At 40.5% G+C, this 14,990-nt stretch carries 15 protein-coding genes; 12 read left to right on the top strand and 3 right to left on the bottom strand.

What is annotated here, in order from left to right:
- Positions 1 to 55: 55 nt before the first annotated feature.
- Positions 56 to 1,378, bottom strand: coding sequence for a tRNA lysidine(34) synthetase TilS (gene tilS / locus P1X15_RS26205; RefSeq protein WP_277341101.1), 1,323 nt, complete (start codon positions 1,376 to 1,378; stop codon positions 56 to 58).
- Between the two features lie 148 nt (positions 1,379 to 1,526).
- Between tilS and P1X15_RS26200 the strand changes: the two genes are divergently transcribed.
- The 12 genes from P1X15_RS26200 to P1X15_RS26145 all read left to right on the top strand — a co-directional run bounded on the left by P1X15_RS26200 (position 1,527) and on the right by P1X15_RS26145 (position 12,511).
- Positions 1,527 to 3,260, top strand: coding sequence for an OstA-like protein (locus P1X15_RS26200; protein WP_277341100.1), 1,734 nt, complete (start codon positions 1,527 to 1,529; stop codon positions 3,258 to 3,260).
- A gap of 159 nt (positions 3,261 to 3,419) precedes the next feature.
- Complete coding sequence (locus P1X15_RS26195) at positions 3,420 to 4,040, top strand: T9SS type A sorting domain-containing protein (protein ID WP_277341099.1); 621 nt, start codon at positions 3,420 to 3,422, stop codon at positions 4,038 to 4,040.
- An 82-nt stretch (positions 4,041 to 4,122) separates the two neighbouring features.
- Positions 4,123 to 5,019: an outer membrane protein assembly factor BamD gene (locus P1X15_RS26190; protein ID WP_277341098.1), complete on the top strand. Its 897-nt coding sequence runs from the start codon at positions 4,123 to 4,125 to the stop codon at positions 5,017 to 5,019.
- Positions 5,020 to 5,058: 39 nt separating this feature from the next.
- The gene (locus P1X15_RS26185; protein WP_028666133.1) at positions 5,059 to 5,367 is read left to right on the top strand and encodes a DNA-directed RNA polymerase subunit omega; all 309 of its coding nucleotides are present in this window, start codon (positions 5,059 to 5,061) and stop codon (positions 5,365 to 5,367) included.
- Between the two features lie 83 nt (positions 5,368 to 5,450).
- Positions 5,451 to 6,656 (top strand): bifunctional phosphopantothenoylcysteine decarboxylase/phosphopantothenate--cysteine ligase CoaBC, encoded by a 1,206-nt coding sequence (gene coaBC / locus P1X15_RS26180; protein ID WP_277341097.1) that lies wholly within the window; start codon positions 5,451 to 5,453, stop codon positions 6,654 to 6,656.
- A 25-nt stretch (positions 6,657 to 6,681) separates the two neighbouring features.
- Positions 6,682 to 7,602 (top strand): DUF4835 family protein, encoded by a 921-nt coding sequence (locus P1X15_RS26175; protein ID WP_277341096.1) that lies wholly within the window; start codon positions 6,682 to 6,684, stop codon positions 7,600 to 7,602.
- Positions 7,603 to 7,615: 13 nt separating this feature from the next.
- On the top strand, positions 7,616 to 7,843 hold the full coding sequence (locus tag P1X15_RS26170) for a hypothetical protein (protein ID WP_277341095.1): 228 nt from the start codon (positions 7,616 to 7,618) through the stop codon (positions 7,841 to 7,843).
- Positions 7,844 to 8,132: 289 nt separating this feature from the next.
- The gene (locus P1X15_RS26165; RefSeq protein ID WP_277341094.1) at positions 8,133 to 9,101 is read left to right on the top strand and encodes a YitT family protein; all 969 of its coding nucleotides are present in this window, start codon (positions 8,133 to 8,135) and stop codon (positions 9,099 to 9,101) included.
- A 129-nt stretch (positions 9,102 to 9,230) separates the two neighbouring features.
- A complete protein-coding gene (gene recN / locus P1X15_RS26160) occupies positions 9,231 to 10,925 on the top strand; it encodes a DNA repair protein RecN (protein ID WP_277341093.1) in 1,695 nt (564 codons plus the stop codon).
- 17 nt (positions 10,926 to 10,942) lie between these two features.
- The gene (locus tag P1X15_RS26155; protein ID WP_277341092.1) at positions 10,943 to 11,383 is read left to right on the top strand and encodes a hypothetical protein; all 441 of its coding nucleotides are present in this window, start codon (positions 10,943 to 10,945) and stop codon (positions 11,381 to 11,383) included.
- A gap of 53 nt (positions 11,384 to 11,436) precedes the next feature.
- Positions 11,437 to 12,081 (top strand): SCO family protein, encoded by a 645-nt coding sequence (locus tag P1X15_RS26150; RefSeq protein WP_277341091.1) that lies wholly within the window; start codon positions 11,437 to 11,439, stop codon positions 12,079 to 12,081.
- On the top strand, positions 12,071 to 12,511 hold the full coding sequence (locus P1X15_RS26145; protein WP_277341090.1) for a cytochrome c: 441 nt from the start codon (positions 12,071 to 12,073) through the stop codon (positions 12,509 to 12,511). Before P1X15_RS26150 ends, P1X15_RS26145 begins: the two co-directional genes overlap by 11 nt.
- Here the strand turns inward: P1X15_RS26145 and P1X15_RS26140 are convergent.
- Together P1X15_RS26140 and lptC are read right to left on the bottom strand one after the other, a co-directional pair.
- Positions 12,506 to 14,206 carry a hypothetical protein gene (locus tag P1X15_RS26140; protein ID WP_277341089.1) on the bottom strand — a complete coding sequence of 567 codons (1,701 nt, stop codon included), beginning with the start codon at positions 14,204 to 14,206 and terminating at the stop codon, positions 12,506 to 12,508. The two genes, P1X15_RS26145 and P1X15_RS26140, sit on opposite strands and share 6 nt — an antisense overlap.
- An 82-nt stretch (positions 14,207 to 14,288) precedes the next feature.
- Positions 14,289 to 14,957 carry an LPS export ABC transporter periplasmic protein LptC gene (gene lptC / locus P1X15_RS26135; protein WP_277341088.1) on the bottom strand — a complete coding sequence of 223 codons (669 nt, stop codon included), beginning with the start codon at positions 14,955 to 14,957 and terminating at the stop codon, positions 14,289 to 14,291.
- Positions 14,958 to 14,990 lie beyond the last annotated feature (33 nt).

Here is a 14,990-nt window from a genome sequence, read left to right as displayed (position 1 = left end):
AAAATCGCCAATAAAAAAGCAAATCAAACCAAACAACTATTTGAATATCAATACTTTACAAAATCTCAAATTTTGATATTTTTTTTGTAATTTCTTCAACTTTAAAGCGTTCATCGGCTCTTAAACCTACAACCCAAGCAATTTGCCCATCAGATTCCAAAACATACACTTGATTTTTGAGACTTCTTGGCCACTTGATATCCACCAAAAAATCGCTTATTTTCTTACGTTTACCGCTCATTCCCAATGGACAAAACCAATCCCCCTTTTGCCAAGGTCTCAGACGAAGTGGAAACTTAAGTTTGGAATAATCAAGAAAAACAACACTTTGAGACGCCCCATTAGCTACCTCAGACAACAGCACCCACTTTAGTGTTTTCCCCTCAAAATCAATTTCTCCCACATTATCATCTATTTCATACATCAGTGCCTCATATGTAGTATTTTGGGGGGTAATAAGCCATTTTTGGCGGTCAAAAGTCAATGTATGAGTCGTGGAGAAATATTGTTTTCCCACCTGTCCTTTTCGATTTTTCCATATTTCCTTTACACGCTTATAATCAAACCCATAGTCATTGAGCCATAAAGCCAATTTTTCCAAAGAAGCTGCCTGTCTTTCTAGCTCCTCTATCGCCACCCAAGCATTACCTTTCTCTCTCTGAATCACCAACGGCCTTTGTCTTTCCAACTCTTCATGTAGTATATCTTCTGTAGCTTTGACTCGCTCTGCTAGTTCAGCGGCAGCGGCGGTTATTTGAGGATTCATGGCTTTTAAAATAGGAACTACTTCATGTCTTAAGCGATTTCTCCAATAATCAACCGACGCATTAGAGCTATCTTCTCTCCATTTCAAGCCTTTTTCTTGAATGTAACCTAATAATTCGCCCCGCGTCATCCCTAATAAAGGTCTTACGAGTCTGCCATTTTTGGGCAAAATCCCGTGCAAGCCCGCCAATCCAGTACCACGAGTCAAATTAAGTAGGAGTGTTTCTAGCAAATCATCTTGATGATGAGCCGTCAGCAAATAGTCATATTCATTTTCAACCAAAACTTCCTCAAACCATGGATAGCGCAAATCACGTGCGGCCATTTGGGTAGAAACACCGTTTTGTTTTGCGTACATTTTTGTATCAAAATGTCGAACAAAAAAATCGGCTCCATAATAATGTGCTAGCTCACGTACAAAGTATTCATCTTGATTCGACTCTTCTCCTCTCAATTGAAAGTTACAGTGAGCAATTCCAAATTGAAAACCAGCTTCATGACATAAGTGGATCAAGGCTATCGAATCTATCCCACCGCTGACTGCAATCAAGAGCCGATTCGATACCGTAAACAGTTGTTTTTCGTTAATGTATGTTAAGAATGAGTCTAGCATCCGTTTTTAGCTAATTTTGTGCGTAAATATGGTGACACAAAGCAGAGGTCCACAAAAATTTCCGATGATTTTTCAAAAAAACAAACATTTTCGTTGCAACCCTTCGACGCTTTTTTGCGTAATAGGTATAAACACGCTTACAATTCTGATGCTCCTCCTAACGCCCATATCATCCCGCGCTCAACGCCCCTCTAGCACGCTTCCTATGGCGAGCGACGAGAAGGTGTTTTTGCTGGGAGCTGATAGTATGAGTATCAACAAACTTCCCGACGGAAGCGAAGTGAGAAGAGTAGTAAGCAAAGTTGTTTTTCGGCACAAAGGAGCATTGATGTACTGCGACTTGGCTATCCATAAAGTATCCTCCAATGCTTTGGAAGCCTACGGAAATGTGAAAATTGTGCAAGGAGATACTGTCACTGTAACGGGTGATACACTATTTTACTTTGGAAATACTCGCTTAGCAAAAGTAATGGGCAAAGTGGTCACCTTGAGAGATCGTAAACGCTCTGTTACATCTACCCGCATCGAATATGATATGGCTAGCGGCATAGCTTACTATCCCAACAAAGGTAAAATCTTAGATGCAGAAAATACCCTCACTAGCCAAGTCGGCTACTACGACACCCGTACCAAAATATCCACCTATTACAAAGACGTAAAGCTCGTTAACCCCAAATATACACTTACGACTGATACCCTTGTTTATAATTCCATTACCAAAATTGCGGATTTTAAAAGTCCTACCAAAGTTATTAGCAAAGACGGAACACTCGTAGCCAAAAATGGGTCTTATAATACCGAAACTGGCGAATCGCTGTTTCGTACCCGAACCACTATCGACAACCCTGATTATACTCTTACAGGCGATTCAATTACCTTCGACAATCTCTCCAAAAAAGGCTATGCCAAAGGAAAAGTGGTGCTGGTTTCCAAAAAAGATGATACAATTCTCAACGGAGATTTTGGAATATACAATGGCAAAAAAGGTTTCTCAAAAGTCTGGGGACATCCACTGATGCGTACTGTAGTATCAAAAGATACGCTTTACATGACTGCCGATACTTTGTATTCGATTGAAATTCCTAAAGATTCTCTTTCTAAGGATTCTACCTCAAAAGCAATTGCCTCCAACACCTCAAAACAAAAGGCACTTACTCTAACTACATCAGACAAATCACAAGCACCCTCTGATACAACCAACAAACCCAAACAACTCATAGGTTACAAAAACGTTTTGGTTTACAAAAGAGATTTACAGAGTAAATGCGACTCGCTAGTCTATAATTCTCTTGACTCCAATATCACGTTTTTTAAGAAACCCATCATCTGGACAGGAAAGTATCAATTGGAAGCAGATACTATTTTAGCACAGCTTGTACAACAAAAACTGCGAACAATGTACCTGCGAGCTAAATCTTTTGTGATTGCACAAGATACTCTTATTAATTTTAACCAAGTAAAAGGCCGTCGTATCACCGCTTCTTTCGATGATAGTACCCGCTTACAGAGAGTTTTTGTGGAAGGCAATGGGCAAAGTATATACTTTGCCGCCAATGAACAAAACAAAGCCATGGGGATGAACCGCGTAGAATGCGCCAAAATGACCCTTAATTTCAAAAACAATCAAGTACATCGTATACAGTTTGTGGGGCAGCCAGACGGGAAGTTTATTCCTCCTCAAGGCATCAAACCCCTAGATAAGGAACTTGAAGGGTTTAGTTGGCGTATCAAAGAAAAACCCTCCAAAGAAGAAATATTTACCAAAGTCAACTTTAAACCAATGCCTTTGCCAATTGTCAAAGAATCTGAAAGTCCCGCAAACAAAAACCGCTCAAAAGAGGTTTTTAAAACAAAGCTAAAACCCAAAAAAAAGAAACTTTAGTCCAAAAGAAACTTTTTACGTCAATTCTCCGTAAATATTGTGTACCGCATAATAATTTTTAACATCATTTTAAGGCACGATTTTTGATTTTATAAAAATAAGCTTATATTTTTGCAGTATACAAACGAAGAAATATGATTTTCTCAGAAACATCCAGCTATGAAACAACCTGTACTCATATATATTTTTCTCATCTGTTTCAGCTTACTAACTCTGACTGAGGGATTTGCGCAGTCAGCAGCAAGCCAAAACAAAAGCCGCCTTCACATAGGTAAGAAATCAACTCCTGCGGCTACGCTTTCTAAGGTACCCAATAAACTTGATCGTAGCATCAGTTTACGTCCTAGCTCTGCTATCAACGCTTATTATCGGTCAGTTCTTTTGAACCCTGCTAGTTCAAATACCTCCAACGCATCTGTCAAAAACCGTACCAATAGTGAAACTTTAGCTGTTAATACCCCCGATACTCGCCCCAATATTGAAGAAATTGGAAAATCAGATGATTTACTTTTCTCAAGTGAGAAATTGAAAGTACTTAATGCCTTCCCCAATCCCGCTAATGACTATGCGGAAATTGATTATCAATTTGTAGGTCACACTGGTAGTGCCAAAATTTCATTGTATAACGTACTCGGGGCTAATATAGCAGAATACGAGCTTGACAAATACGACCGCTCGCTACGTATCCAAACACGTGAGATGCCTAATGGAGTATATTTCTATCAGTTGCTTCTCGACGGCAAAAAAGTCGCTACCAAAAAACTCCTCATTCGTCACTAATTTTACGAACCTTCATCTAATACTATTTATGCTTCAATTTCGTTATGAAATATGAAGCAACATTTGTATTTTTGCGCCCGATATGCGTAACTCCCTATTTGGATATTTCCTATTGTTTTTGAGCGTGGTAACGCTCGGAGCATGTAGCAAGTTCTCGAAGCTACAAAAAGAAGGAACCCTCGAACAAAAATACGAGGCAGCTCTTCAGTACTATAAAAAAGCCGACTACTATCATGCAGGCTTGTTGTTTGAAGAAATCACCCCCCTACTCAATGGGAAAGATGCTCGTCAGGCCGAATTAGCCCAGTTTTATAATGCCTACTGTAATTTTAAGCAGGCCAATTATAACATGGCTCAGTTTTTGTTCAAAAACTTCTACGAGACTTTCCAGCGAAGTGAATACGCCCAAGAAGCCTTGTACATGCACGCGTATTCCTTGTATAAGGATTCTCCAAACTCAAACTTGGACCAAACGAATACCTTAACGGCAATCAGTGCACTTCAAGATTTTATCAACACCTACCCCGAGAGTGCATTTCGTGAAGAATCCACACAATTGATTTTGGAGCTTCGCGACAAATTGGAGCGTAAAGCATATGACAAAGCGAAGCTATACTATAAAACAAGCGAAGCCAACATTGCCAATTTCCGCTCGGCCGTAGTAGCAATCAATAACTTTCAAAAAGACTTCCCTGATTCAAAATACAATGAAGAATTAGCTTTTTTGAGAGTAGATGCTCAGTACAATCTCGCTCGTTTGAGTTTTATTGACAAACAAAAGGAGCGTTTTCAAGATGTGAACAAATATTATCTCACTTTTATTGACAAGTACCCCCAAAGCAAATACTTGCGTCAAGCGGAGCGGTTTTATGAAAACACCCAAAAAGAGCTAGAAGTAGTGTTGCAAGCCGAAAAAGTGGCTAATGAAGCCAAATCTAATACGGGTAAATTGTCAACTCCATCTTCTAGTCAAAACTAAGAATCGGTCAAAACTTAAGAAATAAACTAAATAATAGATATGGCAGTAAATCCATCCATCATAACTCGCGATACGGATAAATTGGCGGCTAAAACTGGTAACCTTTACGAATCAGTAGCGATTATTTCACGTCGTGCACGCCAAATCGCCTCAAAGACCAAAGAAGAACTCAACAACAAACTAGCTGAGTTTGCCTCGGGTATCGACAACCTCGAAGAGGTATTTGAAAACCGCGAACAAATTGAGATTTCTAAGTTTTATGAGCGTCAGCCCAAACCAACTGGAATTGCCATTGAAGAATTCATGGAAGACAAATTGTTTTGGCGCTCCAACGAAGAAGAAGCTTAGTATCACTGATACCACCAAATTAAGCCGCGTATAGCGGCTTTTTTGGTTTCACAACTCCCTTAATTAAATAATTTGAACCGCGCATGTTATCATCTCTTCAAAACAAAAAGATATTACTTGGCGTAAGCGGTAGTATTGCAGCCTACAAATCAGCCCTTCTCATCCGTCAGCTTGTCAAAGCTGGTGCAGAAGTACAAGTAGTCATGACAGACATGGCCAAAGAGTTTATTACGCCATTGACCTTGGCTACTTTAGCCAAAAAACCTGCTTTATCTGCTTTTGTAAAAGATGCAACTGGCCAATGGAACAATCACGTGGAGCTTGGGCTTTGGGCAGATGTCATGGTGATTGCCCCTGCCTCCGCCAATACCATCAGCAAGTGTGCCAACGGAATCTGTGACAATCTGCTTACTGCTGTTTACCTTTCGGCTCGTTGTCCCGTTTTTTTTGCACCAGCGATGGATTTAGATATGTACCAACATGGTTCTACCCTCAAAAATTTAGAAAGCCTCAAAAGCTACGGAAATCATATTTTGGATGCTGCTTATGGAGAATTGGCCAGCGGCCTAGTAGGACCAGGCAGAATGGCCGAACCCGAAGAGATCGTCATCTCATTGGCCAAACACTTTTCAAGCCGACAAGTACTGAAGGGCAAAAAAGTACTCATTACGGCTGGCCCTACCCAAGAGCCTATCGACCCCGTAAGATATATTAGTAATCATTCGACGGGCAAAATGGGCTATGCAATTGCCCAAGCATTTGCGTTTGCAGGGGCACAAGTTACCTTGGTAAGTGGCCCTACTTCTCAGCCTATTCCTGATGCTTCCGTGGAGGTCATTAAAGTACAATCTGCCCAGCAAATGTATGAGGCTACCCAACATAGATTTGCCCAAGCTGATATTATTATTTTGTCGGCTGCGGTTGCTGATTATACTCCTACTCACCCTGCTGATCACAAAATCAAGAAAAAAGAAGCTCATTTCACAATCGAACTCAGCAAAACTGTCGATATTGCGGCTACCGTTGGCTCCCAAAAGAAAACTGGGCAAATTATGGTGGGCTTTGCTTTAGAAACCAATAATGAGTTTGAGAATGCACTTGGAAAACTCAAATCCAAAAACCTCGATTTTATTGTACTTAATTCTCTTAATGACAAAGGTGCAGGATTTGCACACGATACCAACAAAATTACCGTTATTGAAGCATCAGGTAGTGTTCATCATTTTGACCTTAAACCAAAAGCCCAAGTTGCCCAAGATATTTTAGAACTTGTGGCAGGAAAATTGTAGAGCAAATGTCAAACCTTGTGTGTTTATGAAGTCCATTCAAACTTATATCCTTACTGCTTCATTACTGTTGGCATTTGTGACCACGGCTTTGGCGCAAGAATTGAACTGTACGGTTACGCTCAATTATAATCAGTTGTTTTCTCAACAAAACACAGACAATGCCAACCTCAATCAATTGAAAAACGTCATTAGTGATTTTATCAATGCCCGCCGCTGGACCAATGACAATTTCAGCCCAGAAGAAAGAATCAATTTTAAACTCAACATAAATCTCATTCGCTCGCCTAAACAAGGCGATTATGAAGGTACCGCTCAGCTCATCGTCACTCGACCAGTATACGGGACCAACTACGAAACTGTTGTTCTTAACTATGTCGATAGGTTCTTTAATTTTAGCTATCTTCCAAGCAATCCAATGTATTTTACCGAAAATACGTATAGTGATGAACTTACGCACATGCTCGCTTTTTATTCTTACATGGTTTTGGCGCTAGATTATGATTCTTTCAGTAAATTAGGTGGTAACCCATATGTTCAAAGAGCATTTCAGTTAGTAAATATTGCCCAAAACAATTCGGGTTCATCTTCTACATGGCGCTCCGGCAGTGACCTCAGGAGTCGTTTTTGGTTGATAGACAACCTCATGAATCAGCAAATCCTGCCTTTCCGTGAAGCAATCTATACCTACCACCGCCTTGGATTGGATACCTTTGTCGAAAATCCAATCGCTGCACGCCAACAAATCATCAATGTGCTTAGTTCTATTCAGCAAGTCAGCAAATTGATGCCTACGTCGGTTCTTATCAATTCGTTTTTGGATGCCAAAGGAGAAGAGATTTACAAAATCATGAACGAAGCCAGTAAAGACGAAAAACAAAAAACCTTTACAGTGCTTTCTCAACTTGACCCTGCCAAAACCGAAATGTACCGCAAACTACTCCAATAATTTTTTGCTTCATATGGGTAAACGCCTTCACAAGTTATTTCAAGCCGATTTGGCGAAAGAAGCTTCTTCTTTAGTAGGAAAGGATATTAATATAGTACTGAAAAGCAATCAGACATTTTTGGGAAGATGCTTAAAAGTAGAAAATCAGATGTTGTTTATTAAAGATTTTCGAAATCATCCTCATAGTCTTGCCTTTACCCAAATCGAAGCTGTCATCTATGACCAGCCCAGTCATTATTGACAAAAAACTCGCTCTGCACCTATCCTCTTGAGCTTAGTATATTTCCTGGGTTGTGTGTATACCATTTTGTTAGGATTTACAAAATAGGATTCCTATTTGAGAAGGTCACTTTTTTTGTTTAAATTGCTTACCTTCGAATACATTCTGCTTATTTATTGAGTAATGCTTAAAGGGTATCTCTTTGACAGAAATACCCTGTTTGAGGGTATTTAGTACCTGTTATATTTATGTGTTCTTTGATATTCACTTTTTATTGTGTTGTTTATATCTAAAACTCCTTAAAAAGCCAATGAATTCTTTTTTGACAAGAGTAATTATTCAGACCATTCTTAGGAACAAGAAAAATGCTAATACCCAATATTCCAGTTTTATCCTAGCCAAGGGCTTTCGTGAACTCAAGATAAACATTGTTCGTCTTTTAAAAGACTTTGTCCTTATTTCGCTAGGAATTGGCTCCGCAGCCTTTGGATTAGAAAGTTTTCTTATTCCTAACAGCTTCATCGATGGTGGAGCTACGGGGATTTCGTTGCTCATCAATCGTCTTACAGGTTTGCCTCTTTACGCTTTGCTTTTGCTCATCAACTTACCCTTTGTATTTATGGGGTATAAGATTGTCAATAAACAATTTGCCTTCAAAACGGCTCTTGCTATCAGCGGATTAGCTATTTGCGTAGCCACTGTTCATTTTCCAGAAGTGACCCACGACAAATTATTGGTAGCTGTATTTGGTGGTTTTTTCTTAGGAGCAGGCATTGGCCTGTCGGTGAGAGGAGGAGCTGTGATTGACGGCACAGAAGTCTTAGCGATTTTTTTGAGTCGTAAATTTGGGACTACCATTGGCGACATCATCATCATTATCAACATCATCATTTTTGCCACTGCTTCCTATTTTTTATCTATGGAGACAGCACTCTACTCAATGATCACCTACCTTGCCGCTTCCAAAACACTTGATTTTGTGATTGAGGGAATTGAGGAATATACTGGAGTCACTATCATTTCGCCACATCACGAAGAAATCCGTCAAATGATTATCAACGAAATGGGGCGAGGAGTCACCGTTTATCGTGGCAAACGAGGGCATGGAAGAAACGGCGAAATTTCCGAGTTTGACATTATTTATACCGTAGTTACAAGGCTGGAGCTAAACAGATTAAACACTGAAATTCAGACCATTGACCCCCATTCGTTTGTAGTCATGAGCAGTATCAAAGATACCAAAGGCGGTATGATTAAGAAACGAGCTCTAAAACACTAACAATCATCAGACTAAATTTTGGGAGTTAAATATTTCTCAAAAAACAATAGTCACTACAAGTCATAACATAAAGTCATTCCTTTTTGTTGAATTGTTGATTAACTTCGCGGCGGTTCAACCGATTGCCCTATGCTTGTACACTTGCTAATTAAAAACTATGCACTAATCGAACAATTGGAACTCGCTCCTGACTCCCAACTCAATATCATTACGGGTGAAACAGGAGCTGGGAAATCCATTATGTTGGGCGCTATTGGCTTACTACTCGGAAGTCGAGCGGATACCAAAGTATTGTACAATGCCACTCAAAAGTGCATCATCGAAGGAACCTTTGATTTATCTGGCTATTTTATCCAGCATCTTTTTGAAGAAGAAGAACTGGATTTTTCGCCCAAAAGCCTGTTCCGCCGCGAAATCAGCCCTAGCGGAAAATCAAGGGCATTTGTCAACGATACGCCTGTCAATCTAGAAACCCTGCGCCGGATTTCGAGTCAGCTCATGGATATTCACTCCCAACATGATACGCTGCTACTGGGTTCTAACGAATTTCAGCTGCAAATAGTGGATACCTATGCCCAGAATGAGCCGCTCCTTAGAGCCTATCATATCGAGTATCAAGCCTATCAAAAAGCCAAACATACTTATGAGCGACTGACAGCCGATGCTGCCCAAATGCGAAAAGAGTTTTCTTATAACCAGTTTTTGTTTGAAGAACTCGACAAAGCAAAATTCCAAGCCGACGAACAAGAACTCCTTGAACAAGAACTCAATATTTTAGAAAACGCCACCGAAGTCAGGGAACGTCTCCAACTCGCTCACGAATATCTTGATAATGCCGAGCAATCGGTCAATGTTTTTTTAAGAAATGCCGTCAATAGTCTCAATACTGTAAGCAAATTTTCACCCCAGTACGAACAACTCCGCGAACGTGCCCAAAGTGCTTATATTGAGTTAAAAGATTTGGCCAGTGAAATTAGTTATGAACAATCAAACGTAGAAATAGACGATACGCGCGCCGAAGAAATCAGAGAACGCCTCAACCTCATTTATCATCTCCAACAAAAGCATCAAGTAAAGACGGTGGGTGAACTACTAGTCATTCAAAATGAACTAGATAAAAAAGTAAGCCAAGTACTCAACCTAGACGAAGACATCGAAAAAGCAAAAGCTAGCGTAGAAAAAAGCAGGGTTAAACTCCTCAAAAATGCCGACAAGCTCTCTAACTCTCGCAAATCGGTCATGTCGCAAGTCGAAAATCAAGTAAAAAAATATTTGATTGAACTGGGAATGCCCAATGCAGCGTTGAATATTCAGCACCATATCATCGACCCTAGCGATGATGGCATCGACGACGTAGATTTTCTCTTTAGTGCCAACAAAGGAATCAAACCTCAGCAGCTCCGAAACGTAGCCTCGGGAGGTGAGTTCTCGCGGTTGATGATGGTCATTAAATATATTTTAGCCAGTAAACGTAAATTACCCACTATTATTTTTGACGAAATTGACACAGGAGTCTCGGGCGAAATCGCCATAAAAATGGGTCAAATGATGCGCGAAATCGCCAAAAGTCACCAAGTAATCTCAATTACGCATTTACATCAAATAGCCACCCAAGGTACAGCCCATTATTTTGTATACAAAGATCACTCAGCCGACAAAACAGTCAGTAAAATCCGTCAACTAAGCTTTGAAGAACGAGTTCAAGAAATCGCCCAAATGATTGGCGGTCGTACCCCTAGTGAGGCCATTATACAAAACGCCCGTGAAATGCTCCTTGCCCAAAATGCAAACCTAAACCAAAATGGGCAAACCACTCTTTTTTAATTCCAAAAAACACAACTATGAAGAAAGTAAGCCTATTATTATCCCTCCTCATCCCCACCATGATGATTTTTTCTTGTAGTCAAGAAAAAGGCAATATCGACCAAGTAGAAAAAGATGTATTCGCAATCCATGATGAAGTAATGCCCAAAATGGGACAGATTATGGATTTAAGAAATGCTTTATCACAAAAAATAGTAAGCATTGACAGTCTCCTCAAAATCAAAAACGACGATAGCCTTCAGCAACAAAAAGACCAAGCTCTGACACTTTCTAACGCCCTCCAGCAAGCCGACGAAGGTATGATGAACTGGATGCACGCTTACAATGGCGACTCTCTTAAAGCACTCTCAGGCGATGAAGCCCTTAAAGCGCTCAATGCCGAAAAAACTAAAATCAGTCAAGTGCGTGATCAAATGCTCGAAAGCATCACTAAAGCAGAAGCGTTTTTAAAAAAATAAACCGATTTTTTGTCCACTCTCCATCCGGCGAGCCAAGCACCCCGTAGAATCAGATGAAGTATTTTGTTGTTGTCTCACTTTTATTTGTATTGGGAAGTTGTTCCCAAAACACCGACCGACTCCCCATTCTGGGCGAGCGCGACACCATCAAAAGGATGATAGAAGGCAAAGAGGTAGTTGATACGGTATACCACACCATCCCCGATTTCAAATTCGTCAATCAAGACGGGGATACAGTGACTGCTCAAAATTTTAAAGATAAAATTTACGTAGCTGACTTTTTCTTCACAACCTGCCCCACAATCTGTCCGGTGATGAAAAAACAAATGCTGAAAGTATATGATAAAATAAAAGGTCAACCTGATGTAGCTATTCTCTCGCATACAATCGACCCACAGCATGATACTCCGACCGTACTGAAACAATATGCCAATGATTTGGGGGTGAAAGACGCCAAACAATGGATGTTTGTAACCGGAGAGCGTGAAAAAATATACGACATTGGAGAGCATCATTACTTAGTCGTGGCAGGAGCCGACTCTACAGCCCCAGGTGGTTATATTCATAGCGGTGCTTTTATTTTGATTGATAAAGAGAAGCGCGTTAGAGGAATGTACAATGGCACTGACGACGAAGGAACCAAACGATTGCTAGCCGACATTGAGCGTCTCAAAGCCGAGTACAAAAATGCCCAATAAAATCTCCCAATTTTCGAAATACCCTACGTTAATGGCTTTGGTTGTGTGGATAAGCATTACATCCTGCCAAGACCAAGAGCGTGTTAAGCGAGACCAATATCTTGCCGAAGGTTTTTCATTGTTTGACACTCACTGCGCCAATTGCCATCAGCGAGATGGTAAAGGATTAGAAAACCTGTATCCTGCCATCTCGCTTGAGCATCTCAAAAACAAAGAGCAGGTCATATGTTGGATTAAATACGGAATTCATCAACCAATGACCGTCAACGGTAAAAAGTTTGACCGTCCTATGCCCGCCAATCCATCCCTCAAAGAACTAGAAATTGCAGAAATTACTACTTATCTTTACAATACTTGGGGTAAAGAAACGAGTATTACGACGATTGATACGGTGCAAAACGCCCTCGAAGAATGTACTCCTTCTTTATGATATTCTGATAGTATGCTTAAAAGGAGTAAAGCCAGTAAGATACACCGTAGGGGCATCTACCGCTGGTAATGCGCCACGGAGTTGGACGTTTTTGTGCAAAGCTTTACCTGGCCCAAAGGTAATCGTATCACCTTTTAATTGATAAGTTCCGTTTGTGGCAGTCAAAAGATACGCTTTTTCTTTATTAGGATGATTGATGACTCCCGACAAGACACCCCCTGCTCTAAAAATCAATTCTAAAGATACAGGTACGCCGTCGGTTCCTTGCATTTGAATATCCACTTCCAAGCCATTATCACCTTCTGTTATTCTTACTATAGATTCAAGGTACTGAATTTCACTCTGGCGACGCTTGCTTTTTGGCATTTTTTCCCAATCTCCGTCTGCCGCAATTTCTTCCTTGGCAATTGGCTGAAAATAAGGCCCTTCGAGTTTGCTTTTCAACACCCAGCTATTACCTTCTTTTTCAATTTTTTCGGATTGGAATTGACCTTTTCCAAAAAAAGAAGCTGCCACTCTCATTCCCTGAAGTACGGCGTTGCCTTTGTGAAATGTGAGCCAAGCGGCATTGTTGGTAAAGAGAGTACTATCCCAGTTTTCTCGTCGAATCCGCACTAACCCACTCCCCAAAAATTCCTTGGCATAATTAGTGGGTAATGGCTTAGAAGCAGGTAGCTCTTTCCACAAAAATGAATCATCCAACATATAATCCAAAAACTCTGCTTGGCGCATGGCGGCGGTATTTTCAATCAAACGGCACATAGCTGCCATTTGACCGTTGTTGTCGAGCAAGGCCATATAACGATACGCATAGTAATAGCTTTCCATCGTCCCGATGAGGGCTTTATCTTGCCGACCTGACGCCTCCGTCACTATCTCCCCATTAGGATGCACATAGTACATAGTCATGTTGAGATTGCGGCGCACAAACGCAAGTAATTCTGGTTTTTTGAGTCCTTTGGCAATGGTGATGAGCAGGCGATTGGTCAAGGGCGAGTAAATGTAGGTGCTTCTTTCATTATACTGGCCATCCGCATCCATATCAATATGCTCGGCGAGCCATTCTTCAATTCGAGCGACATAGGCAGGGTTTGGCCAGAGTTCGTTGAGTTTAGTAAGTGCCGCAGATACTACCCATCGGTGATTAGGCGTATGAATTCCTCCCACTTTCAATGCCTCTCCTCCACGTACTAAAAAAGCCTTATAATCAGGCAATATCTTCTCTGAACCCGGGGCATTAGAAGCTGCTAGCTGCTTGTAAGCCATTGCCAAGCGTTTCACAATAAAGCCAGTATCGGGTGTAGAATGAAAATTGGTTTCTAACAAATCAATGGTACCGTCTTCATGTTGGATTTTCAACAAAAATTTTAAGGCAAGTCCTACTTGGTTCATCAAATCTGCCGAGTGGTAATAGGCAGATTCCCTATTTGACAATGCTAAAGAGACTCTTTTGATAAAATCAGCAGTAGAATGGGGATTTGGAATGTCATTGCCATCCATACACCCGCCATACGCCTGACTGTCGGAGTCTGTGATGCGGTATTTTTGGTAACTTTCGAGACGTTGGTCGTTTATTTTGACCCATTCTTTGAGCCAAGCGGGTTTGGGTGGATCATTAAAAAAGAAAGCATGACTATACCACGGAGTCAATCCTACGGCACTTGTACTAAGGGCTACAAAAGTTCTTCTATTCATGAGGAGCTGGTCGAGGAATTAATAAAATATACTAGCTCTAAGAAAAAAAGCGGATATATCTCCTCATGAAATCATAGAAAACTCAATTGCTCGAAAATCCAGCAGGAGCATTGAAGAAGCCTGTTGGCTTCCGAATACTGTATTGTGTAAAATCTTGGTTGGCGTCAAGCCCAATTCCGTTGATTCGCTCTCCCGTCGTCTGGCTTTCGATGACTACTTTTTTCTCGGTGTATACTTTTTGAGTATGTGGGTTCCAGGTCAATTCGTCCGTAAACAAGCGTTCTTGTTTTTGGGTATTTACCACTTTTACATTGCCTTTTACAAAATACAAACCTGTTCGGTACTCATATCGACCTGAATCTGACTCAAGCGTAGTAGTCAATTGCCCTGTAGGCGCATAAAAATCAACGAATACTTTTTTGGGAAAAAATTTATCTTCTGAAGGGAGTTTGATTTGTTTGGCCGTTTTTACCTTCACTTTTAGTTGTCCAGCTTCACTGTATAAGACTTCGATATTTTCAGCTTCTTCAAGCGGCCCACGATAGGTGATGGATTGAGGCTTGCTTTTTTCTTCTTGACAAGCAGTAAACAATAGGAGAAGGATACAAAAACAAAAAGGAGATAAAAGTTTATCTCCCATTTGCATCTTTGCAGATGTTGTATTAACCCACCTTAACATCTTGGTGGTAAAATTAGTACTTTTTCCTTGACTTTCCAAGTGCAATTGTTTTTTTAAGGGATTTTTTTTCATTTTTTTGAGCGACAGTATAGACAGCAAATTGTA

The sequence above is a fragment of the Runella sp. MFBS21 genome, from assembly GCF_029433105.1.
Lineage (GTDB): Bacteria > Bacteroidota > Bacteroidia > Cytophagales > Spirosomataceae > Runella.
This window is presented reverse-complemented; position numbering and strand designations above follow the sequence as displayed.

Excerpts from the sequence above, each read along its gene's own strand:
- coaBC (WP_277341097.1), top strand. The coding sequence starts at position 5,451 with ATGTTATCATCTCTTCAAAACAAAAAGATATTACTTGGCGTAAGCGGT.
- P1X15_RS26190 (WP_277341098.1), top strand. The coding sequence starts at position 4,123 with ATGCGTAACTCCCTATTTGGATATTTCCTATTGTTTTTGAGCGTGGTA.
- tilS (WP_277341101.1), bottom strand. The coding sequence starts at position 1,378 with ATGCTAGACTCATTCTTAACATACATTAACGAAAAACAACTGTTTACG.
- P1X15_RS26165 (WP_277341094.1), top strand. The coding sequence starts at position 8,133 with ATGAATTCTTTTTTGACAAGAGTAATTATTCAGACCATTCTTAGGAAC.
- P1X15_RS26195 (WP_277341099.1), top strand. The coding sequence starts at position 3,420 with ATGAAACAACCTGTACTCATATATATTTTTCTCATCTGTTTCAGCTTA.
- P1X15_RS26200 (WP_277341100.1), top strand. The coding sequence starts at position 1,527 with ATGCTCCTCCTAACGCCCATATCATCCCGCGCTCAACGCCCCTCTAGC.
- P1X15_RS26170 (WP_277341095.1), top strand. The coding sequence starts at position 7,616 with ATGGGTAAACGCCTTCACAAGTTATTTCAAGCCGATTTGGCGAAAGAA.
- P1X15_RS26140 (WP_277341089.1), bottom strand. The coding sequence starts at position 14,206 with ATGAATAGAAGAACTTTTGTAGCCCTTAGTACAAGTGCCGTAGGATTG.
- P1X15_RS26155 (WP_277341092.1), top strand. The coding sequence starts at position 10,943 with ATGAAGAAAGTAAGCCTATTATTATCCCTCCTCATCCCCACCATGATG.
- P1X15_RS26150 (WP_277341091.1), top strand. The coding sequence starts at position 11,437 with ATGAAGTATTTTGTTGTTGTCTCACTTTTATTTGTATTGGGAAGTTGT.
- P1X15_RS26145 (WP_277341090.1), top strand. The coding sequence starts at position 12,071 with ATGCCCAATAAAATCTCCCAATTTTCGAAATACCCTACGTTAATGGCT.
- recN (WP_277341093.1), top strand. The coding sequence starts at position 9,231 with ATGCTTGTACACTTGCTAATTAAAAACTATGCACTAATCGAACAATTG.
- P1X15_RS26185 (WP_028666133.1), top strand. The coding sequence starts at position 5,059 with ATGGCAGTAAATCCATCCATCATAACTCGCGATACGGATAAATTGGCG.
- P1X15_RS26175 (WP_277341096.1), top strand. The coding sequence starts at position 6,682 with ATGAAGTCCATTCAAACTTATATCCTTACTGCTTCATTACTGTTGGCA.
- lptC (WP_277341088.1), bottom strand. The coding sequence starts at position 14,957 with ATGAAAAAAAATCCCTTAAAAAAACAATTGCACTTGGAAAGTCAAGGA.